Origin of the sequence: Arcicella lustrica (assembly GCF_034930985.1) — a bacterium.
Taxonomy (GTDB): Bacteria; Bacteroidota; Bacteroidia; order Cytophagales; family Spirosomataceae; genus Arcicella; species Arcicella lustrica.
Genome location: NZ_JAYGIM010000003.1, coordinates 453,102 through 476,682, shown reverse-complemented (window position 1 = coordinate 476,682; position 23,581 = coordinate 453,102). Strand labels below are relative to the sequence as shown.

Annotated in this window: 12 protein-coding genes; 9 read left to right on the top strand and 3 right to left on the bottom strand. The window is 35.8% G+C overall.

The window, feature by feature from the left end:
* The first annotated feature begins 49 nt into the window (after positions 1–49).
* The 6 genes from VB798_RS05315 (at position 50) to VB798_RS05290 (ending at position 11,190) form a co-directional block, all read left to right on the top strand.
* Positions 50–571 carry a DinB family protein gene (locus VB798_RS05315; protein WP_323256711.1) on the top strand — a complete coding sequence of 174 codons (522 nt, stop codon included), beginning with the start codon at positions 50–52 and terminating at the stop codon, positions 569–571.
* Positions 572–677: 106 nt separating this feature from the next.
* Positions 678–1,271: an RNA polymerase sigma factor gene (locus VB798_RS05310; RefSeq protein WP_323256709.1), complete on the top strand. Its 594-nt coding sequence runs from the start codon at positions 678–680 to the stop codon at positions 1,269–1,271.
* Between the two features lie 166 nt (positions 1,272–1,437).
* The gene (locus VB798_RS05305) at positions 1,438–2,556 is read left to right on the top strand and encodes a FecR family protein (RefSeq protein ID WP_323256706.1); all 1,119 of its coding nucleotides are present in this window, start codon (positions 1,438–1,440) and stop codon (positions 2,554–2,556) included.
* A gap of 161 nt (positions 2,557–2,717) precedes the next feature.
* Positions 2,718–6,071 carry a TonB-dependent receptor gene (locus tag VB798_RS05300; RefSeq protein WP_323256704.1) on the top strand — a complete coding sequence of 1,118 codons (3,354 nt, stop codon included), beginning with the start codon at positions 2,718–2,720 and terminating at the stop codon, positions 6,069–6,071.
* 24 nt (positions 6,072–6,095) lie between these two features.
* Positions 6,096–7,739, top strand: a complete 1,644-nt coding sequence (locus VB798_RS05295; RefSeq protein ID WP_323256702.1) for a RagB/SusD family nutrient uptake outer membrane protein — start codon at positions 6,096–6,098, stop codon at positions 7,737–7,739.
* Between the two features lie 79 nt (positions 7,740–7,818).
* Entirely contained in the window at positions 7,819–11,190 is a 3,372-nt protein-coding gene (locus VB798_RS05290; RefSeq protein WP_323256700.1) for a VCBS repeat-containing protein, read from the top strand.
* Position 11,191: 1 nt separating this feature from the next.
* Here the strand turns inward: VB798_RS05290 and VB798_RS05285 are convergent, their stop codons facing one another.
* A complete protein-coding gene (locus VB798_RS05285; protein WP_323256698.1) occupies positions 11,192–12,427 on the bottom strand; it encodes an alkaline phosphatase family protein in 1,236 nt (411 codons plus the stop codon).
* Positions 12,428–12,807: 380 nt separating this feature from the next.
* Between VB798_RS05285 and VB798_RS05280 the strand changes: the two genes are divergently transcribed.
* The gene (locus tag VB798_RS05280; RefSeq protein ID WP_323256696.1) at positions 12,808–13,797 is read left to right on the top strand and encodes a sterol desaturase family protein; all 990 of its coding nucleotides are present in this window, start codon (positions 12,808–12,810) and stop codon (positions 13,795–13,797) included.
* A 995-nt stretch (positions 13,798–14,792) separates the two neighbouring features.
* On the opposite strand, the gene VB798_RS05275 is transcribed toward VB798_RS05280, so the two are convergent.
* Both VB798_RS05275 and VB798_RS05270 read right to left on the bottom strand, forming a co-directional pair.
* Positions 14,793–15,137: a hypothetical protein gene (locus tag VB798_RS05275; protein WP_323256694.1), complete on the bottom strand. Its 345-nt coding sequence runs from the start codon at positions 15,135–15,137 to the stop codon at positions 14,793–14,795.
* A gap of 223 nt (positions 15,138–15,360) precedes the next feature.
* Positions 15,361–17,001, bottom strand: coding sequence for a M28 family metallopeptidase (locus tag VB798_RS05270; RefSeq protein WP_323256692.1), 1,641 nt, complete (start codon positions 16,999–17,001; stop codon positions 15,361–15,363).
* Positions 17,002–17,625: 624 nt separating this feature from the next.
* Between VB798_RS05270 and rpoB the strand changes: the two genes are divergently transcribed.
* Positions 17,626–21,486: a DNA-directed RNA polymerase subunit beta gene (rpoB, locus tag VB798_RS05265; RefSeq protein WP_323256779.1), complete on the top strand. Its 3,861-nt coding sequence runs from the start codon at positions 17,626–17,628 to the stop codon at positions 21,484–21,486.
* An 81-nt stretch (positions 21,487–21,567) separates the two neighbouring features.
* Positions 21,568–23,559, top strand: coding sequence for a hypothetical protein (locus tag VB798_RS05260; RefSeq protein WP_323256690.1), 1,992 nt, complete (start codon positions 21,568–21,570; stop codon positions 23,557–23,559).
* Positions 23,560–23,581: the final 22 nt, after the last annotated feature.

Here is a 23,581-nt window from a genome sequence, read left to right as displayed (position 1 = left end):
TAATCACTAACTCACTCATTCACAATTCACTAAATCACAATTAAAAAACATGCAAATCCTACCTCCATTACCCGAAGAAAATTTTGGAAATTTTAGCAATTATATCAATAAAGTAAATACAGTGGAATTGCTAAAAGGCTTAGAAGACAACCAAGAAACACTGATTCAAAAGATACTTTCTTTAAATGAAGCAACATTGAATTACAAGTACCAACCCAATAAATGGACGATTAAAGAAGTAATCGGTCATGTAATTGATACTGAAAGGATTTTTGCATATCGTGCTTTACGTTTTGCCCGAAAAGACAAAACCGCTTTGGCTGGCTACGACGAAGTTTTGTACGGTGATACTTCTAATGCTGGAGAAAGAGATATTCAAGATTTATTAGAAGAATTCCTAGCAGTACGAAAAGCAACCATTACTTTATTCAAAAGTTTCAACGAAGAAATGCTCAACGAAAAAGGCATTGCCAGTAATTTTACCATTTCTGTACGTGGTTTAGGTTATGCTATTTTAGGGCATTGTACACATCATTTACAGATAATTGATGAACGGTATTTGGTGAGGTAATCACACCAAATACTCTTTCTTTAATCTTTGGAAGTATTCTTAAAAATATAAAGTATTGTTATTTTTAGATATTGTTGGTTATTTCGTGTAAATTTTGTGTTGAAACATGAACCACAATATTAAAAGCAAACAATTGTCGCAAGAGCAAATACTCTGGAATCTTTTCAGAGAGGGCGATGAGGTGGCTTTTACTCAACTGTCGAAACAGTTTTATAAGACGTTGGTGCATTATGGTGGAAAATTTACTTCAAATAGCCAAATCATTGAAGATGCCATTCAAGATTTACTTATTAAACTTTGGCTTCGTCGGGCTTCGCTAACAGAAGTGGAATCTGTGAAGTTTTATTTACTGAGAGCTTTCAGAAATCAACTTTTCAAGACTTTACAAACTTTCAAAGCTGTGCCTTTGGAAGATGATTTTGACGATATTCATTTTGAAGATTCTTCCGAAACGTCCTTTATCGAAGAAGAATCTTCAAAAACTATGCTTCATAAAGTTTCCTATTCTTTACAACAGTTGCCAGAAAGGCAACGGGAAATCCTCTATTTGCGATTTTACCAAGACCTTCGTGTGGAGGAAATCGCTCAATTACTTCAAATCAAACCGCAATCAGTCAGTAATACGATTCAAAGAGCTTTAGCAACGCTTCGTGAAAATTGGGAAACCATTTTGATGCTTTTTTGCTGGTTTATCTGTTAGCCTTTCTTCCTCCAATTACTTTTCGACAGTATTTTATCTTCCTAACATGCTGAAAAATAGCATGAAAATATTTATTGTATAATTTTTTTAAAAAATTGTCTTTTTTGTGAGTATCCGAAACGCACTTTATGGATGTTAGCAGTAGAATGTCTATTTAAACATTTATATGATAACTAATAAAGAGTTTCAAGAGCTATTAGAAAACACAAGTTTTAGGACTTGGGTATTCGAAAAAAATGCACAAGATGATGCTTATTGGACATCTTGGGTAGCTGAAGATATATCCCGAAAGGAATTAGTTGAAAAAGCGAGTGCTTTTTTGCTTTCTATACAAGGTAAATCTGTTGATTTAGAAGAACAGTATATTGATTTACAAATTCAGAAAGCTATTCAACAAGCTAAAAAAGAAGAAAAAACGATTGTCGAAGAAATAGAAATCACCGAAGTGGTACCACTTTGGAAACGCTATTGGGCAGTTGCGGCTTCAGTGATTGTATTGCTTGGAGCAACTTGGTTTGTGCTGAATAAAGATGCTAGTAAACAAGAATTTGCATTATATCAACAACAAGTTTTAGAAGCCCAATTAAGTAATGAACTCGTAGAAGTAATTAATGAAGGACAACAAGGCAAGTTGGTGCAATTGCCAGATGGGAGTTCGATTGTTTTGCAAAAAGATAGTCGCTTGAGTTATAAGAAAGCTTTTGATGCTGATAAAAGAGAAGTTTACTTGGTTGGAGAAGCATTTTTTGAAGTAGCCAAAAATCCAGAACGTCCGTTTTTTGTATATGCCAACGAATTGGTAACGAAAGTATTGGGAACGAGTTTTACCATCAAAGCTTTTGGCAAAGACCAAGACATCAGAGTGATAGTAAAAACAGGAAGAGTATCGGTATTTACCCAAACGGATAACAACGCCACTCAACTTAAAAATAATCGTGAATTAACAGGAATGGTTTTGACCGCCAATCAACAAGCCATTTATCAACGACAGGAAATTCGACTGGTGAAAGCCATTGTTGATAATCCTGTGATATTAACTTTACCAATTGAAAATCAAAAATTTGAATTCGTCGCAACGCCCATTTCAGAAGTATTTAGTATTCTTGAAAAATCTTATGGTGTTGATATTGTGTATGATGAAGAAGTGATGTCTAAATGTAGCATTACCGCTAAACTGGGCGATGAGCCACTCTTTGAAAAATTAAAATGGATTTGCTCTATCACAGAAGCGAGTTACGAAGTTTCGGATGGGCAAATTATTATCACTGGAAAACCCTGTAAATAAATTGTATTAATTCCTAAAATCAATTATAAAAAAAGGGTGAATGATGTTCCCGCATCATTCACCCGAAAAAGTCCCCTTCGCTTTGCTTTGACACAAACATCCAGAAATGGATGAGGGGATTGCTTTGCCAATTCTTTCCAACTAACAAATCATTCAAAAGTATGAAAAAAAAATTGCCATCGTATCAAATTTTACGAAAAATCATGAAAATCAGTTTACTGCAAATCGCCTTATCAGTTTTGTGCATGAGCTTTTCTTTTGCTCATGACACCAAAGCACAAGATTTGTTAAACAAGAAAGTAACGATTCATTTGAAAAAGAATGAAGTAGAGGATGTTTTACAGAAAATTGAAAAACTAGCAGGCATCAATTTTATGTACAGCCCAGAATTGATTGAATCAAAAAGAAAAGTTTCAATTGATGCTGAAAGCAAACCTTTATCAGAAGTTTTAACAGATTTTTTGTCTCCATTAAGTATTAATTATGAAGTATCTGGACAGCAAATTCTGTTAAAAAGAAAAAACGAAATCCCAGTAGAAAACAAAACCAACATCGTTCAAGAATCCGAAAAAATTGAAGAGGTTATCACAGGGACGGTTACGGATGAAAAAGGAGAAACACTTGTTGGGGTGAGTATTCAAATTAAAGGGACGACTCGTGGTACGACGACCGACCCAAACGGGAAGTATAAAATATCAATTCCTAACGAGCAAACAGTGTTGGTTTTTACTTCGGTAGGTTATATCAAAACAGAAGTAGCAGTTGGCAAGCAAACTTCATTGAATGTTGTTCTAAAAGCAGATATTGGAAACCTTGACGAAGTAATCGTTGTAGGTTATGGTACGCAAAAGAAAAGTGAAATTTCGGGAGCAGTATCAGTTGTTACTCCAAAAGAAATTTCGCAAAATCCTTCACCAAACTTGAGTAATTCATTGGTCGGGCAAACCGCAGGGCTTATCGCTACGCAGCGTTCTGGTGAACCAGGAAAAGATGGTTCAACTCTTTTGATTAGAGGGATTGGTACAACTGGAGACGCTTCACCAATTTTTGTGATTGATGGAATTGTACGTTCATCAAGCGATTTTGCTCAATTGAATTCAAGTGAAATACAGTCTTTTTCTATTTTGAAAGATGCCGCCAGTGCTGCCGTTTTTGGAATTCGTGCTGGTAATGGTGTCGTTCTTGTTACCACTAAAAGAGGTGTTGAGGGAAAAATGCAAATCAATTTTTCTTCTAATGTCGGTTTACAAGAGCGAACAAGAAACCCTCAATTTTTGAATTCTTATGAATTTGCATCACTCTACAATGAGGCATTAGCCAACGAAGGAAAAACTCCACTTTATTCAGCTGACGACTTAGAGAAATATCGTACACATTCAAGCCCAGATACTCATCCAGATTCAGATTGGTTTTCTACATTAAAGAAAAGTGCTTTAATGCGTAGTTACAATCTTTCTGCGAATGGTGGTTCTGATAAAGTACGCTATGCAACTTCTTTTGGCTATTTGAAACAAGATGGTATTATACCTTCAAATGTTTTTGATAGATATAATTTTAGAACTAACATAGATGCTAACGTAACAAGTACGACTAAGTTATCTTTTGATATTTCAGGTAGAGATGAAAAAACAAGCAACGTAGCATCAACAGAAGTATTTCGTTGGATGTCGGGAACACCACCGAATAGAGCGCCAATCAAATGGTCGAACGGCGAATATTCAAATGGTCCAACTTACCTAACCTTGCCTGAAAATGGATATAGAAAAACAGGTATTCAGTCGTTTAGAGGTCGAATAGAATTAGAACAACAAATACCATTTATTTTAGGCTTATCAATAAAGGGAATTGCAGCTTACGACAAAACTTTTACAAATAATAAAAATTGGACTTTCACCAAAACGCCTTTCTACAACAGACTTCCTGATGGAACTTTTACTGAGGGAGCAAAAGGAGCAAGTTTATTAGAACAAGGTTATGATGACAATCAGTCTGTAACGTTAGAAACACATTTGAATTACAAAAAGACAGTTGGATTAAGTGTGTTATCTGGTTTGCTGTTATACACACAGACATCACAAACATGGAATTCTACATGGGCTACCAGAGATGGCTATACTTTAGGAATTGATGAGTTAAATTTTGGAGCTGCTGCTAATCGTAACAACAGTGGTTATTCAGGAAGTAGCGGAAGACAAGGTATTGTTGGTAGATTTAACTGGTCTTATGATGACAAATACACCCTTGAAGGTAGTTTTAGAGCCGATGGCTCTGAGCAATTTGCTCCGGGCAAAAGATGGGGCTTTTTCCCATCGGTTTCTTTGGGTTATGTGATTTCTCAAGAGTCATTCTTAAAGCAATCATCAACGATTGATTATTTAAAGATTCGTGGTTCTTATGGTATTTTAGGAAACGACCGTTTAGGAAATCAGAGATTTCTTTACTTACAATCTTATTATGTAAATAGCTCGGCAGTATTTGGTAATGGAAATGTACAGCCTGGTATTAACGAAGGACGTTTATCGAACCCTGATGTAACTTGGGAAACTGTTAAAAAACTAAATATTGGAGTTGACGCAACACTTTGGAAAGGAAAATTAACAACAAGTGTGGATTATTTCTTCGATAAAAGAAGTGATATTTTGGCTGATAGAAACCTTTCTGTTCCTAGTCTTCTCGGTATAGGATTACCTATTGAAAACTTGGCAAAAGTTAATAACGGTGGTGTTGAATTTACTTTGGGTCATAAGAATAGAATCAATAAAGATTTACACTATTCAATGAGCGGGAACTTCACTTTTGTGAGAAACAAAATTGTTTTTATCGATGAAGCTAATTCAGACAATCCAAATATCAGAAGAACAGGATTACCACTTTATACACAATTTGGTTTAAAAGCGATTGGATTGTTCCAAACACAAGAGGAAGTAAACAGTGCGCCAAAACAAATTGGTAAAACCGCTCCTGGCGATATTCGTTATGAAGATATTAACAAAGATAATAAAATAGACGACCTTGATAGAGTAGCTATTGGGAAGTCAAATACACCTGAAATTATCTTTGGTTACAACGGAAATGTACAATACAAAAACTTTGAATTTTCATTCTTATTCCAAGGTGCTACCAATGTAGATCAATATTATGCTGGAGAAGGAGCATGGCCATTTTTTGTGGGCTCAGGAGCTTTGAAAGCAAATTTAGACCGTTGGACGCCAACAAACCCAAATGCTAGTGAACCACGTGTATTGATTGATGTAAGTAATCTTAATCATAGTGAATCTTCATTCTGGATGAAAGATGCTTCTTATGTTCGTCTTAAAAATATCGAATTAGCTTATAATCTTCCTGTGGAGAAATTAAAGCAAAAATTCATCAAAGGCTTACGTATTTATATTAATGCAAACAATATCGCTACGTGGTCGAAAATTAAAAACTATGACCCAGAAAATGCAAGCGGTAGAGGGTGGGATTATCCTCAATTTAGAATTTGGAACGTGGGTGTAAACTTTAGATTTTAAAATATAATTTTAAAAAGCATTAAAATGAAAAGAATAAATACAAAAGCATTGTGGTATAGATGTACCCTTGTGTGCATATCAATATTATTATTAATTAGTTGCGACAGCAATATTTTAAATCAAATACCAAAAGATTCACTTACAGAAGCAACCGTTTGGACAGACCCACAAGGAGCAACACAATTTGTAAATGCTATTTATGGTAGAATGCCTTCGGGCTTTGACCGTAATTACCAAGGATGGGCAAAAGGACTCTATTTATTAGATGGTGTTACTGACGATGGAGACGTTTGTATGCCTTGGACGCACTCTAATGAATTACAATCTGGTAACTTTTTACCTTCGGGAACTCCTTGGGGTGAAACTTGGGGCGACTATTATGCTTTAGTAAGAAAAACGAATGTTGCACTAGAGAACCTTGTAAGGCTAAAAGATGAAACCCTTAGAAACCGATTGATGGGCGAAACATACTTCTTGAGAGGATTTATTTATCATGAACTTTTAAGATTGTATGGAATGAAGGCTACAGGAGGTGCACCAACAGGAGTACCACTTATCAGTAAAAGTTTGACTTTGAATGATAATTTTCAATTGCCTCGTTCAACGTATGATGAAGTAGTAGATTTTATCATTGCTGATATGGATAAGGCTGCTTCTTTGCTTCCTAAAAAAGGAGCAATCGAAGCAGGTAGAGCAACTTCTGGTGCGGCGAATGCTTTGAAAAGTCGTGTGTTATTGTATGCAGAACGTTGGCAAGCAGCAGCAGATGCAGCCAATAAAGTTATCAATACAGACTATACTTTATTCAGCGATTACAGAACGTTATTTCTAACAAAAAATAATAATGAAGTAGTTTTTGCAAAGAAATTTCAAGCACCAGATAAAGTACATTTTGGCTTGAATAATGGATTTGATGTGGTTAACTCACCGCCATCAATCAAAGGAGGAAGTGATGCAGGTTGGGGCGGTAATGTGCCTACTCAGAATTTTGTTGATTCTTATGAAATGCTTGACGGAAAATCACAAGCTACTTCGCCTTTGTATAAAGCGAATGAACCTTACACAAATCTTGACCCTCGTTTTGAAGCAACTGTTGTACATAATGGCTCTACTTTCCGTGGACGATTAATTGAATTATTTCCGGGTGGTGCAGATGTAACAGGTAAACCAGAAGATACCAAAACAGGCTATATGCTTCGTAAATTCCACGAAGAGCAATACGTTATTTATACAAAAAGTAGCGATCAAGATTGGATTTTTATCAGATATGCAGAAGTTTTGTTGAATTATGCTGAAGCAAAAAATGAAGCTACAGGTCCGGATGCATCTATCTATAATGCCATCAATGCCATCAGAAAAAGAGCAGGAATGCCAGATTTAGAAACAGGACTTTCGAAAGAACAAATGCGTGTTAAAATCAGAAATGAACGTAGAATTGAATTAGCTTTTGAAGAACATCGTTTCTTTGATATTCGTAGATGGAAAATTGCTGAAAGCTTATTGAATGGACCTCTTTATGGTACGAAAGTAAGTAAAACAGGAAATACCGTGACTTATACACGTTATGCTTTTGAATCAAGAAATTTTCCCTCTAAATTATATGTATTGCCAATTCCGCAAGGAGAAATTGACAAAAACCCTGCTGCCAAGCAAATTGCTGGTTGGTAGATTTTTGAGATTTGACTAACAAAAAGAGGTTATCAGGAGTATTACTTGATAACCTCTTTTACTATTAATATTTTTTCCAATGAAACCAAGACTCATCCTTTTACTGCTTTTTCCAATTATTTATGCCTGTAATACGGCTTCTTCTGATGAAACCCTTTTTCAGCTTGTTAAGCCTGAAAATTCGGGAATTAACTTTGTGAATAATATTCAAGAAGACGAAAAGCTTAATTTATTAGAGTATCAATATTTGTACAACGGTGGCGGTGTTGCCATCGGCGATGTGAATAATGATGGTTTATCAGACATCTATTTCTCTGGAAATATGGTGCCAAATAAATTATATCTGAATAAAGGGAAATCGGATGATGCGTCTTTTCATTTTGAAGACATCACAGAAATTGCTGGTGTGGCAGGAAGAGAAAGATGGAAAACAGGAGTAAGCATGGCGGATGTGAATGGCGATGGGAAATTGGATATTTATGTATGTTACTCTGGTCCTGGGACGGATTTTGAGCGTAAAAATGAATTGTACATTAATACTGGTACTAAAAATGGTATTCCAACTTTTGTGGAAAGTGCTGCAAAATATGGTTTAGATGCTGTTGGAACTTACACAACACAAGTAGCTTTTTTTGATATGGACAAAGACGGTGACCTAGATATGTTTATGGTAAACCATGCCGAAATGTTCTACAATGCCTTTTTTAATACACAACGACTTCGCAAAACAAGACATCCTCAATATGGAAATAGACTTTACAGAAATGATAAGGGCTTCTTTAATGATGTAAGTGACGAAGCTGGAATACATGGGAGTGGCTTGAATTTTGGTTTGAACGTTTCTGTTGGCGATGTCAACAACGATACTTGGCCTGACCTTTACGTAACAAACGATTATAACGAACAAGATTTTTTATACATCAATCAGAAAAATGGACATTTCTCTGAAACCCTCAAAGAGAGTATCGGACATATTTCTAAGTTTTCGATGGGTTCTGATATTGTTGATTTTAACAATGATGATAAAGCTGATATTATTACAATGGATATGCTTCCAGAAGATAATCATCGTCAAAAATTACTGAAAGGTCCAGACGAATACGATACTTATAAATTGTTAGTTGATAGTGGTTTCCATCATCAAAACATGCGAAATATGCTTCAAGTAAATGTTGGAAATAACAAGGAAGGCATTCCACAATTTAGTGAAATCGGTCAATTAGCTGGTATGTCGAATACAGATTGGAGTTGGAGTCCATTAGTTTGTGATTTTGATAATGATGGTAAAAAGGATTTATACATCACCAATGGATACTTGCGAGATTACACCAATATGGATTTCTTGAAATATACTTATCAAGAAGAAGCCGATAAAGCCCGAGCACAAGGACAAAAAATCAATACTTGGGAATTAATCAAAAAGATGTCTAGCACCAAAGTAAGCAATTATTGTTTCTTGAATAAAAATACAGATGAAGGATTAATCTTTGAAAATACTACCTCAAAATGGGGTTTAGCAGAACCTTCTATCAGTACTGGTGCGGCTTATGCTGATTTAGATAATGATGGCGACCTCGATTTGGTTGTAAATAACAGTAATTCGCCCGCTATGGTTTTTGAAAACCGTAGTCGTCAGCTTTCTAAAAATCATTATATCAAACTAAAATTAAAAGAAAGTACAGCAAATACTTTTGCGCTTGGAGCGAAAGTAATGCTACAAACCAAAAGTGGCACACAAATGCAAGAATTGTATGCTGCACATGGTTTTCAAAGTAGCGTTGAGCCTGCTTTACACTTTGGTTTAGGAAAAGACGAACAGATTAAAATCTTAAAAATTTACTGGACGAATGGCAAAGTAACAACTTTAAATAACGTAAAAGCGGATACTACGCTTACGATTCAAAGTAATACTGGCATTGCTCCAAATATTCAGCCTGAATCGAAATCATCACCACTCTTTTCAGATTATACACTGACGTCAAATCTAAATTATCAACATCAAGAAACACCCTTTGTCGATTTTAAACATCAATCGCTTTTGCCTTATCAGCTTTCCAAACAAGGACCATTTATTGCCAAAGGAGATGTAAATGGAGATGGATTAGAAGATATTTTTATCAGTGGAAACCAACAAAAGGCTGGAGAATTATTCTTGCAAAAAAGTAATGGTTCATTTCAAAAATCGCCTTCTCAGCCTTGGGTAAAAGAAAGTCTTGCAAAAGATGCTGGAGTAACGTTTTTTGATGCTGATAATGACAAAGATTTAGATTTATTCATCGTCAGAGGAGGGGCAGAATTAGAAGCTCATTCGCCGTTGTATCAAGACCAACTGTATATAAATAACGGGAAAGGCATTTTTACAAATACTTCTGGAGCTCTGCCCGATTTAGCCAGTAACGGAAGTTGTGTTGCCACTGCCGATTATGACAAAGATGGAGATTTGGATATTTTCGTAGGTGGTCGTTCAATGCCAAGTCGCTTTCCAGAAGCTGATTATTGTTATTTATTAAGGAATGAAAGTAAAGGAGGAAAGCCTCTTTTTAAATATGCAACTGAACAAAAAGAGTCGTCTCTTCGTCGTCCAGGCATCGTTACTTCGGCGTCTTGGACGGACATCGATAAAGATGGTTGGATAGATTTAATCATTGCAGGAGAATTTATGCCGATTACGATTTATGAAAATCAGCGTGGACAATTGGTCAATCAAATCCAAAAGTATGGCTTAGAAAACACCAACGGATTTTGGGCAAAAGTCGTGATTGAAGACATGGATAATGATGGGGATTTAGATATTATTGCTGGAAACTTAGGACAGAATACCCAATTTAAAGCTTCTGAAAAAGAGCCTGTTACGCTTTGCTATGCAGATTTCGACCAAAATGGAACAATCGACCCATTGATTTGCTATTATGTTCAAGGCAAAAGCTATCCACTTGCTTCATTGGATGAATTAGCCAATCAATTGCCAGTTGTTAGGAAGAAGTTTTTGAAATATAAAGATTATGCGGAGGCTAGTTTAGAAGATTTACTTTCGCCAGAACAACTTAAAGGAGCCAATACTTTAAAAATTAATACATTAAGCACTACCTATTTCGAAAATGCAGGGAATGGTAAATTCACCGCCAAAACTTTGCCTTTGTCTGCTCAAGTTTCATTAGCTTCCTGTATTACTGTTGAGGATTTTAATCAAGACGGCAAAAAAGACATACTTGTAGCTGGAAATTTCTATCCGTGGCGGGTACAATTGGGTAAAAATGATGCTTCTATGGGTTCGCTCTTATTAGGAAATGGGAAGGGTAAATTTACTTCAGTTCCTAATCAAGAAGCTGGTTTAATGCTAAAAGGTGATGTCAGAGATATGAGCACGATTCAATTAGCCAATCAAAACAAAGTCATGATTTATACTCGAAATTCGGATAAAGTAGGAGTTTTGATGAAATTGGTGAAGTAAACTACTTCACCAAAACCCAACGATTCACCGTATTGTTTCGTCCTTCTATCAAGATTTTATAGAAGGACGATTTTTTTTGACTTACATCTACCGTGATACTTTCTTGGGTATTCGGCACAGTGTCGATTAATTCATAGAGGTCTTTGCCTCCTTCTTCAAAATGGTTGGTTGTACTCAGCCATATTTTTACTTTGCCTTTTTTCTCTAAGGCTTTCCATGAAATTTGTAAACTATCTTTTGTTAAAACTGCATTCGGGTTTGCTACTGAAACAGGATTGATTAGAGCTACGCCGTCTATTTCTACCAGATTTTCTGCTGGAATTTTCAGTCCGATAAAACGAGCTATCGTAGGCATAATATCTACAATGGCAGGTTGGTTTTCCTGAAAGTAATTATTCAAAGGTTTGGCATTGGTTGCTATCCAAGTAGTACGTTCTCTTTCCGACTGTCCACCGTGATTTTTACCTGTTTTAGCATCTCTCCCGTGGTCGGTCGTAATCACAATTAGCCAATCTTCTTTAAAGTTTTTCTTTCTGTACTCTATCGCTTCCCACACTTTGCCGATTTGATTGTCCACATAGCCCAAAGCTTTGGTGAAGAATTGCTCACTATCGCCATACTTATGTCCCATATCATCAGAATATTCCAAATATACCCATGACAAATCTGGGGCGTTTTCTTTGATACTTTTAGCCGCTTCATCACTTACTTTTTCGTCGATTTTATGAATGTATTCGCTTTGTTTATCGTGTGGATAAGTAAGCGTGTCCAACTCATAGCCATCGGCTACAAAATCCATTTTAATATTGCCTGCATTGGTCAAAGACTCGCCAATCAATTTGGTTCTATTGTCTAACCATGTAGAATAAACGCCTATTTTCTTTTCGGGATATTGACTTTTCAATAACCTAAAAATATTCCAATAATGATAATTCGGTTTTTTAATATCATTGCCCCAAACATTATGTTTATTCACCCAAGTACCCGTTAGCAAACTATTGTAACCCACTGCCGAAATCGTTGGCGTTTGTGAGTATTGTCCTTTTTCACCGCCAACGAATGCCCTTTTGTACGCTCCGATGGCACTAATTTTCTTTAAATTAGGCATTTCAGCTTTTTCGATGGCATCAGCAGGAATGCCGTCAACTATCATAAAAACTACTTTTTTAGCTGTTTTTTGTGCAAAAGTTGTCGATGAAACAATTAGTATATAAAAAAGAATTTGGAAGATTTTCATGGTTTTGTCTATCTATCGTTTGTTAATGAAAGCTTATTGCCAAAGGCTAAAAGCTATTTTTCAACAAAATTCATACTTCTTCTTCACAAGTCTATCATTCTCTATTTTATTTAATTGTTAATAAGCGGAGAGATTTGGGATTTGGGATGTCGGATTTCGGAATAGATTTCTTTATTGAATTTAAAATCACTCAATAAAACACCTCCCCACAAATCAGTAGAGAATTTATTAATGGTATTTATATTTTCGCTTTTATTGATGAGAAAAAAAGCTAAAAATACGCATGGCATGACTATTAAATCACTTGATAAAGGATAATTTCAATGAGACTTTATCAAAAACAATCACTAAATCACTCATTCACAACTCACTAATTATCTATGGAATTTTTAGAAACACTTTATAACGAAATCATCGGCTTTTTTAGCTTTGGCGGACTGATTGAAATTATCGAAACAGACAATTACAAAGCCTTATTAACCCAAGACGGCATCGGTAAAGCTTTAGGCCCACTGATTCCCGTTTTGTTGCTTTTTGAAATTATCCGTGCCTTTTTTTATCGCCGACTTACTTTTACGCAATACAAAATCTCATTTTTTACTTACGTTTTCAACCGATTTATTTCTCGGTTTATTTCTATCGGAATGGTCGGGCTGTGTATTGCTCTCTTTGAACCTTACGCCATTTTCAAGACAGAATTTACTTGGTATTGGTTTATTTACGGTTATGTAGTGTGGGAATTTGCCCATTTTATTTACCATTTTCTTGGGCATAAAGTACGTCTTTTTTGGTGTTTGCACTCTACCCATCACGCACCCGAATACATGAATTTGTCGGTGACATACACACACTTTTTTCTGGAAGGGCCTTATGCTGATATTATTCGTACTACGATTTGTATTTTGTTGGGTGTAAATCCTCCTTTGTTATTTCTCATCATGTTTATAGATGGTACTTGGGGAGCATTTATTCATATTGGCGAAAATATTATGGTGGATGCTCGTTTGGGTTTTTTGAATAAAATTATTCTTACACCTTCACACCACAGAGTACACCATGCCAAAAACCCTATATATATGGATACTAATTTTTGTAATCTATTGAATATTTGGGACAAAGCTTTTGGCACGCTGCAAGACGAAAAAGAAGAGGAAGTGATAGAATATGGTATTAGCAGACCAATGAAGTCAGGTGATTTTTTAGATGCTTATTTTGGCGAAATCACTTTATTGCTGAAAGATGTTTATCAAGCCCCAAGTCTAAAAGCTAAGGTTTTATATATTTTTATGCCTCCGGGCTGGCATCATTCAGGCAATCATAAAACAGCGAAAATTGTGAAGAAGGAGTATTTTGATAGCGTTAAGGGGTGAGATTTGAGCTATTAGCTTTGAGCTATGAGAGGTGAGCTTTTTTGCCGTAGTTCGTGTCTCACGAACTACATCGCCGCTGTTCCACGTCTTTAGATAAGGAATTACCAATAATACTGATGGTATGACTTCAAGTCATGCCATCAGTGCACTCAGAGTGCATTAGAGTTCACTCGAAGCGGTCTTATAGAGCACTCAGAGTGCATTAGAGTTCACTCGAAGCGGTCTTATAGAGCACTCAGAGTGCATTAGAGTTCACTCGAAGCGGTCTTACAGAGCACTCAGAGTGCATTAGAGTTCACTTGAAGTGGTCTTATAGAGCATTCAGAGTGCATTAGAGTTCACTCGAAGCGGTCTTATAGAGCACTCAGAGTGCATTAGAGTTCACTCGAAGTGGTCTTATAGAGCACTCAGAGTGCATTAGAGTTCACTCGAAGTGGTCTTATAGAGCACTCAGAGTGCATTAGAGTTCACTTGAAGCGGTCTTATAGAGCACTCAGAGTGCATTAGTGTTCGCTTAAATTGGTCTTGTTTATTGAACATCCCAACATTACTTTGTTCAAAGACATAAGGCGGATTAAAATGTCTTTTTAACAAGCCTCCTATTTTCAAACACGATAAGTAAATAATCAACCAGACAATAACAGCTATAAAAATTTGCACTATATAATACTGATGCTTAATATATGTGGTTTTATCATAATGTTTTACAACCCATGCTCTTGAACCATTGGGGCTGTAATATTTACCCGCCAAATAGAAAATGTATATTGGCACAATTAAAAAAAACATAACCCAATATTCATTTAAAAAATCAGTATTTAGATAATGTTTTACTAAAGGAGAAATAACTAATTTTAGGGGCATAATGTATATGAAAATATACACACTTAAACCAAATCTGGCATTTTCATAATTATTCCTTTTGTATCCTCTTCTATTAAGTTGATACATGAAATAATATAAAAAATCTAAAATCCTTTTCATTCTTTAGTACATTAACAGATATAAATATATCCTAAAAATAAATTATCATTCTCTTGAAAGAAAAGACTTATTTCATCTCCCTCCTCAGTTTTGACTTCAATAAATAAAATGTTTTCAGATTTACTTTTATCTAATTTGGATACAACCTCATTAAGCCCTTCATAAAAATTAGTATCTCCTGATTTCTGTCTAAAATTAGCATCTGAAAACATATTATTTCGGACTCCATAAATATCTAATAGAAGGACTCTCGTTTGTACAAATTTTTCTAAAATCTCTACTTGACTTATTTGATTAATCACCTCAAATGGTAAATCACTATTTTTGATAATGCTTAATAGTTCTTTTGTTTTCATTGAATTATGCGAATATCCTACTTCCGCTGTCAAACGTATTTATGGAACAATAAACAAGAATAACTCTTTTCCTCTAAACCTATTTAATTTTCCTAACAAGCATTTCAAAATTACTTTCCCCTTAAAACAAACATAGCCCCCCAAATCAATACGACTCTGAAAAGCTATGTTTATACTCGTCAAAAAGCTTAAAGCCTATTGCCTACAGCTTAAAGCATGAAAGCTACTTCCCAAACTTCCCTCCAAAGAAATCGCCTTTGTTCCATGTTGGGGCTGTGTTTTCGTTGGCGGTGAAATAGCCGATTAGGAAATTCACTTTTACGTGTGTTGCCGCTGCTTGGAAATCAAAAGGCTGATTCATGTCATCTTGTGGCGTATGGTAAATGGTACTTCGCCAAGCTACGTCCGATTTACTTCTATCAACGCTATCTTCTGGCACAGTCATAAAACCACTTTTGATAAATAATGCTGGAATGCCTTTTTTGATAAAACTAAAATGGTCGCTTCTTACAAAAACTACTTGCTCTGGAAATGGGTCGGGACTAACCTTTAAATTCAATATTTTCGTAGCCTGTGCTACTTGTTTTGAAAGACTTGAATGCTGTGCTCCGTAAGGCACAATATCTAAAATCGGGTGAAAGAAAAATGGCATATCAATTGCTAAATTGGCTACCATTTTGGCATCTTTGATAGGAAGATTATTGGCGAAATAATCAGAACCCAATAAGCCATATTCTTCGCCCGTAACCACTGCAATAATGATAGAACGCTTGGGAGCTTTGGGCAAGGCACGATAAGCATGAGCAATTTCTAAAAGAATAGAAACCCCAGAAGCGTTGTCGTGAGCTCCATTATAAATTGAATCGTTTTTCACGGCTGCACCGATACCAAAGTGGTCGAGGTGGGCGGCATACACTACGTACTCATCTTTTAATTTCGGGTCGCTTCCTTCGATTACTCCCACTAAATTTGAACCTTGCACAAACTGGTAAGCCGTTTTTACTTTCAGTTTTGCAATGATATTTAGCGGAAAAGATTGAGCTTTATTAGCTTTAGCATTGGCGTAAATTTCCTCTGCTTTTTTGCCTGAATTACTGAATAGTTTTTCGGCATATTCATTGTTTAGAATAACGATTCCTTTCAATTCGGGGAAACCGTCTTTGGCAATATTGTTTTCGTCCAACCATTTAAAAGAGCCTTGTTTCGAGCGACGCACTGTGGCATCCCAAGTACTTCTTTTGTCGGTTGGTACGCTGAAAGTAATTGCTCCAATAGCTCCACGCTTGATTGCCTCGTTGAATTTTACGGTATTGTTGGTAAAGTATGCACGCTCGTTTGAACCAAAAGATTCTGGTGCGGCATTGAGCATTACTACAATTTTACCTTTTACATCAATGTTTTGGTAATCGTCATAATTCAATTCGGGAGCATGAACGCCAAAGCCCACAAAAACCAAAGGGGCTTCGATTTCAGAATTTTCATTGATAAAATTTGGACTGAAAATAAAGTGTTTGTTGTAATCTAAAACCTCCTCTTTCCCGTTGACGAACAAAGATAAAGTACTTTCTTTTTCTCGAACAACGCCTTTTCTAAGCGGTACTTTTTGCAAATAAGAATTGCCGTTGATGGCGGGCTTCAAACCCAAAGCCATAAATTGTGTTTCAGTATACTTTGAAGCCAAAGCAAAACCACGTGTTCCGGGCTGGCGACCTTCTAATAAATCATCTGAAAGATAGGTCATCGTGGCTTTAATAGCATCAGGATTAATCGCTTGAAGGGCTTTTTTTGGAACGGATTGCCCGAAAAGTAAAGTTTGTGAACATAGAAATAGGAGTGAAATCCCTGTTAATAAGCTTTTTTTCATGTTGATGAATTATTGAGTGAATGAGTGAGTTGTGATTTAGTGATTGATAATCGATGGATGATTGACTTAAAGTTGTTTAGTTTAAGATGATATAGGTAAACATAAAAGCTCAAGCTTTTCTCTTAGCCAAGATGCAAAAAGGCTTATAGCATACAGCATTTTTACAAAAATACTTAACAAAGCCAGAGTTTGTAATGCTTTATATTTATTCTTTGAAGGGATTAAATAAAATTGAAAAATTCTTAAATTTTCTAGTCTAATCCCTTGATAATCAAATTAAAATCTGTACTTTTGCAAGCTAGTTGAAATTCGACGAAATCTCATTGAGTTTTAATAAAGGTAGTTATTTCCGAGACACATCCTTTTTTCGTAGGAAGAATGCAAGGGAAATAATTTACTCACTTCTACGAGGCTCCATTTTTTTCTTACGCTAATTTGCTGTAAGTCATTGATTTAAAGATTTTTTAGATATGTTTTTATTCGGAATTGAAAGGTATTTCAATGCAAAAGTTTTCAGTTTGATGTTCCATTGTTGAACATCAAAGACTTTTTTATTGCCCTTACATTTTACCGATTAAGAAATATCAGATTGTAAACTTCAAAACAGTAACAGCCTTGACACAGATGACAAAAACGGGCAGAATTTCTTTTGCCAAAGTCAAAAACTTACTCGAATACCCAGATTTCTTGGATATTCAGGTTAAGTCGTTTCAGGATTTCTTCCAGTTGGAAACCGCAGCGGAGAATCGTACTGACGAAGGTCTTTTCAAAGTATTTGCTGAGAACTTCCCAATTGCCGATTCTCGTGAAAACTTTGTCCTTCACTTTATTGATTACTCAGTAGATCCACCGAAATACTCTGTTGATGAGTGTATCGACCGTGGTCTTACGTATTCAGTACCTTTGAAAGCAAAGTTGCGCCTTATCTGTAATGATACAGACAACGAAGATTTCGAAACTATCGAACAGGAAGTGTTCTTAGGGAATATCCCTTACATGACTGAGCGTGGTTCTTTCGTAATTAATGGTGCTGAACGTGTAATCGTATCTCAATTACACCGTTCGCCAGGTGTGTTCTTCTCTCAGAGTCGTCACACAAATGGTACTAAATTATATTCAGCACGTATTATCCCATTCAAAGGTTCTTGGATTGAATTTGCTACAGACGTTAACAACGTAATGTATGCTTATATCGACCGTAAGAAGAAGTTTCCAGTAACTACGCTTTTGCGTGCTATTGGTTATGGTTCTGATAAAGACATTTTAGATTTATTTGGCCTTTCAGAAGAAATCAAAGTTGATCGTGCTAACTTGAATAAAGCTGTTGGTCGCCGTTTGGCTGCTAGGGTTTTAAGAACTTGGCAAGAAGATTTCGTAGATGAGGATACTGGTGAAGTAGTTTCTATCGACCGTAACGAAGTATTATTAGAACGTGATTCTACGATTACTTCTGACGATATCGATACAATCATTGATGCTGATTTAGACACAATCATTCTTCATAAAGAAGATATGAACGTGAATGATTATAACATCATCTATAATACTTTACAGAAAGATTCATCTAACTCAGAAAAAGAAGCGGTTGAGCAAATTTACCGTCAGTTGCGTAATACAGAAGCACCTGATGAGCAAACAGCTCGTGATATTATCCAAAACTTGTTCTTCTCTGACAAACGTTATGATTTAGGTGAAGTAGGTCGTTATAGAATCAACAAGAAATTGGGTCATGATATTCCGATGGAAACAAAAGTATTAACGAAAGCAGATATTATCTCTATCGTGAAATACCTAATCGGATTAATTAATTCAAAAGCACTAATTGATGATATTGACCACTTGTCTAACCGTCGTGTTCGTACAGTAGGGGAACAATTATATGCACAGTTTGGTGTTGGTTTGGCTCGTATGGCTCGTACTATCAAAGAACGTATGAACGTTCGTGATAACGAAGACTTCAAGCCAGTTGATTTGATTAATGCTCGTACACTTTCGTCAGTAATCAACTCATTCTTCGGTACCAACCAGCTTTCACAATTCATGGATCAGACCAACCCATTGGCTGAGATTACGCATAAGCGTCGTCTTTCAGCACTTGGGCCAGGTGGTTTATCTCGTGAACGTGCAGGTTTCGAGGTTCGTGACGTTCACTATACGCACTACGGTCGTTTGTGTACGATTGAAACTCCAGAAGGACCAAACATCGGTTTGATTTCATCACTTTGTGTGCATGCTAAAATCAACTCGATGGGCTTTATCGAAACACCTTATCGTACTATTGAAGACGGTAAAGTGAAAGTAGATGAAATTACATTCTTTACTGCTGAAGAAGAAGATGGCAAAAACATTGTACAAGCAAATGCTCGTTACAACGAAGATGGCGTATTTACTTCAGACCGTGTAAAAGCTCGTTTTGAAGGTGACTTCCCATTAGTAGATCCTAAAGAGGCTCAATTAATGGATATTGCACCAAACCAAATTGTATCGGTTGCGGCTTCTTTGATTCCTTTCTTGGAACATGATGATGCTAACCGTGCCTTGATGGGTTCAAACATGCAACGTCAGGCTGTACCATTGTTACGTCCTGAAAATCCAATTGTAGGTACTGGTTTAGAAGCAAGTGTTGCTTTAGATTCACGTACTTTAGTTGTTGCTGAAGCTGACGGTGTAATTGAATATGTTGACAGTATCAAAATCGTAGTAAAATACGATATGTCGCCAGAAGAATATTTAGTAAGTTTTGACGGAGATACTAAGGAATATAAATTAATTAAATTCCGTAGAACCAACCAAGATACTACTATCAACTTAAAGCCAATCGTTCGTAAAGGTCAGCGTGTTTCAAAAGGACAAGCACTTTGTGAAGGATACGCTACTCAGCAAGGAGAATTAGCATTAGGACGTAACATGAAAGTGGCCTTCATGCCATGGCAAGGTTACAACTTCGAGGATGCTATTGTAATTTCTGAGAAAGTTGTTCGTGATGATATTTTTACTTCTATTCACATTGAAGAATTTGAATTGGAAGTACGTGATACAAAACGTGGTGAAGAAGAATTAACAGCGGAAATACCGAACGTAGCAGAAGAAACTGTGAAAAATTTGGATGAAAGCGGTGTGATTCGTGTAGGTTCAGAAGTAAAAGAAGGAGATATCTTGATTGGTAAGATTACACCAAAAGGAGAATCTGACCCAACTCCAGAAGAAAAATTATTGCGTGCTATCTTCGGTGATAAAGCAGGTGATGTGAAAGATGCTTCTAAAAAAGCGCCTCCATCATTGAAAGGTGTTGTAATTGATACAAAACTTTTCAGCCGTCCTAAGAAAGATAAAGACGAACGTGAGAAAGCTAAGAAAGAAATCGCTTCTTTATCAAAACAATTATCAAAAGATTTGACTGCCATCCGTGCAATGATGATTGGTAAGATGATTGAATTGTTAGAAGGTAAAATTTCTGGTGGTATCAAGCATAAATTCGGAACGGTAATTATTGAAGCAGGAACGAAATTGACTGGTCGTATGATCGAGGAAGCGTTGTTCCCAGCTAAAAACTTATACCGTGACGATAGTTCATATAGCGTTCCTGAAGAAGCTAACTTATTAGCTGATTTAATTCTTGAAAATGCTACTGAAGAATCTGAAATCAACATCTTGTTGTTGCAAATGGTGAAAAACTATAACGTTCGTCGTAACGAAGTAGTAGGTCGCTACAAACGTGAGAAGTTTGTTTTAGAAGTAGGAGATGAATTGCCTGCAGGTATCGTGAAATTAGCGAAAGTATATATCGCTAAGAAACGTAAGTTGAAAGTAGGTGATAAGATGGCGGGTCGTCACGGTAACAAAGGGGTTGTTGCCCGTATTGTACGTGATGAAGATATGCCATTCTTAGAAGACGGAACGCCAGTTGAAATCGTGTTGAACCCACTAGGGGTACCTTCACGTATGAACATTGGTCAGATTTATGAAACCGTATTAGCATGGGCAGGTGAAAAACTTGGTCGTAAATACGCTTCTCCAATCTTTGATGGTGGTACTGAAGCTGAGGTTGCGAAAGAATTAGAAGAAGCAGGTTTACCATCATGGGGACGTACTTACTTATACAATGGTTTGACAGGAGAAATGTTCGACCAACCTGTAACAGTAGGTATTATCTATATGTTGAAATTAGGTCACTTAGTTGATGATAAGATGCACGCTCGTTCAATCGGACCATACTCATTAATTACACAACAACCATTGGGTGGTAAAGCTCAATTTGGTGGTCAGCGTTTTGGTGAAATGGAGGTTTGGGCATTAGAAGCATTTGGTGCAGCTAACATCTTACAAGAAATCTTGACAGTGAAATCTGATGACGTGATTGGTAGAGCTAAGGCTTACGAAGCTATCGTTAAAGGAGAAAGCATGCCAAAACCAGGTATTCCAGAATCATTCAACGTTTTGATTCACGAATTAAGAGGTTTAGCATTAGAGATTACTTTAGAGTAATAATATATAGATTGGCACACGAGTAATCGTGTGCCAATTAAAAGATAAGAAACGTAAAATGTAAAGGTCAATCAGTAATTTATGCGTCAATATTCAAAAAAAACCTTCGTTTGGATTGCTTGGATGTGGATGATTTTTTTTCTGATGCCAACATTTGAAGGTGTTCACGAATATACTAAAGGACTCGACCCCTCTTGGTGTATTGCATTGAAAGTTGCGATTGAAAATAAATTTCGTTTCGGACAGGATTTCTTGTTTACTTATGGCCCTTTGGGCTTTTTAAATACAGGTTATATTCCAAGTGGTTTTGTTTATCAACTCGTTTCTTTTCTAGTTCATTTATTAATACAAGTCGGTTTTGTTGTATTAATCATTGAAATCGTAAAAAAGTCAGCATCAAAAGTGATTGCATTGTTTTTTGCTGGGCTGTGTTTTTTCCCTTATCGTTTTGTAGGAGATTTATCATTTACATTATTGATTCTTCAAATAGGATTTTTGTTACTCTTTTTACAAAATAAGAAAATTTACAGTTTAGGCATCGTTACAATCATTACGATTATTGCCTTTTTTATTAAACTGAATTTAAGCCTAGCGATGCTAGTAATATGGTTCGGTTCGTTATTGTTCTTTGTTTTAAGGCGTTATTTAACAATAAAGTTTGCCACAGTTTTAGCAAGTTCGACTATCGTACTGATGTTAATATTGGCATTTATATTACAAACTGATATTTTGATTTACCTGACATCAGGTGTAAAATTAATTGATGGATATATAGATGCTCAGGCTGTGATGAACGATATTAATGGAATTAGGCTTGTTTTAGCTTTATTGGCATTATTGGTGATAATATCTCTGTTTCTAGGAATTTGTTGGGACTATCTACCATTCAAAGTAAACAATAAGGAATTAATTGCAGACCGTTTCTATGTGATTTGTTTGATAGCAATGTCTTTGTTTTTGAGTTATAAACAAAGTTTTGCTTCTTTATCATCAACCAATTTATATGGCTTTTTCTTGTTTTTCCCAGTAATGATAGGGTTAATCTTATTGGTTGAAAACAGCAAAAAAATACAGATAAAAGTAATCGTTTTGATTCTCTGTAGTCTTTTGTTTAGAAATGCGATTCATTGGTACTGGACGGGCAATTTAAGAGATTACGTATTTTCAGCTTTGCCAACAGCTAAGAAAGACTTAGGAAATTGGCAACACCGAGAATCCACTATTGAAGGCATCGGTACTTTTATCAGTACTTCTTCGGTAGTAAGATTTTTTAGTCATTCATTTGATGATGAAAATATTACTTATACCAAAGAAGATGTGCTTGAAAGAAGTTTCCCCCATTCGGTAAATGAGTATTTGAGTAAAGGAACAGTTGATATTTTGCCTTGGGAAATATCTTATATAATGGTTAATAAACTAAAGTATAATCCAAGACCCATCGTGCAAACTTATCAGGCATATTCTGGTTACTTAGATAGTTTGAACGCCCAGAAGTACCAATCTTCAACGGCTCCAGATTATTTATTATATCAGGAATTCCCTTACAGAGAACAGTACTTTTTTTGGGATGAAGACAGAACAAAACTGTGTATGCTTGCCAATTACAAAGTTGTTGATACACTTGCCGTTAAACAATCTGTAGGTTACGACAGTCTGTTGGTTTTAAAGCAAAATACGAACAAGAAAACAGTTCAGTACAATCTGGCAAAAAAAGTTACAGTAAAGACTTTTGAAAAAATTGACTTACCTGATTCAGATGAATTACTTTTTTTGAAATTCAACCTGAAATATTCTTTGTTCGGACAAATTACCAGATTAGCTTTTCAGCCGCCTTATTTGTTTGTGAACTTTGTTTATGACGATAATCGTGTAGAAAGGTTTAGAGTAATTCCATCAGTACTAAAAGGAGGAGTTATTGCCAATATTAAAGTAAAGAGTTTTTCAGATGCTAGTACTTTTTTTAATACTAAAGGTTTGAAAAACACCAAGATTAAATCAATTCAATTAGATAGTCCTTATCAATGGGGCTTCAGTGATTCTACTGAGATTTCGATTGAAAAAGTAATATTTTAATAGTTTTCATCTGATTGATAAT

Bases quoted from the DNA above. Each gene is read 5' to 3' on its own strand.
- VB798_RS05315 (WP_323256711.1), top strand. From the start codon at position 50: ATGCAAATCCTACCTCCATTACCCGAAGAAAATTTTGGAAATTTTAGC.
- VB798_RS05310 (WP_323256709.1), top strand. From the start codon at position 678: ATGAACCACAATATTAAAAGCAAACAATTGTCGCAAGAGCAAATACTC.
- VB798_RS05305 (WP_323256706.1), top strand. From the start codon at position 1,438: ATGATAACTAATAAAGAGTTTCAAGAGCTATTAGAAAACACAAGTTTT.
- VB798_RS05300 (WP_323256704.1), top strand. From the start codon at position 2,718: ATGAAAAAAAAATTGCCATCGTATCAAATTTTACGAAAAATCATGAAA.
- VB798_RS05295 (WP_323256702.1), top strand. From the start codon at position 6,096: ATGAAAAGAATAAATACAAAAGCATTGTGGTATAGATGTACCCTTGTG.
- VB798_RS05290 (WP_323256700.1), top strand. From the start codon at position 7,819: ATGAAACCAAGACTCATCCTTTTACTGCTTTTTCCAATTATTTATGCC.
- VB798_RS05285 (WP_323256698.1), bottom strand. From the start codon at position 12,427: ATGAAAATCTTCCAAATTCTTTTTTATATACTAATTGTTTCATCGACA.
- VB798_RS05280 (WP_323256696.1), top strand. From the start codon at position 12,808: ATGGAATTTTTAGAAACACTTTATAACGAAATCATCGGCTTTTTTAGC.
- VB798_RS05275 (WP_323256694.1), bottom strand. From the start codon at position 15,137: ATGAAAACAAAAGAACTATTAAGCATTATCAAAAATAGTGATTTACCA.
- VB798_RS05270 (WP_323256692.1), bottom strand. From the start codon at position 17,001: ATGAAAAAAAGCTTATTAACAGGGATTTCACTCCTATTTCTATGTTCA.
- rpoB (WP_323256779.1), top strand. From the start codon at position 17,626: ATGACAAAAACGGGCAGAATTTCTTTTGCCAAAGTCAAAAACTTACTC.
- VB798_RS05260 (WP_323256690.1), top strand. From the start codon at position 21,568: ATGCGTCAATATTCAAAAAAAACCTTCGTTTGGATTGCTTGGATGTGG.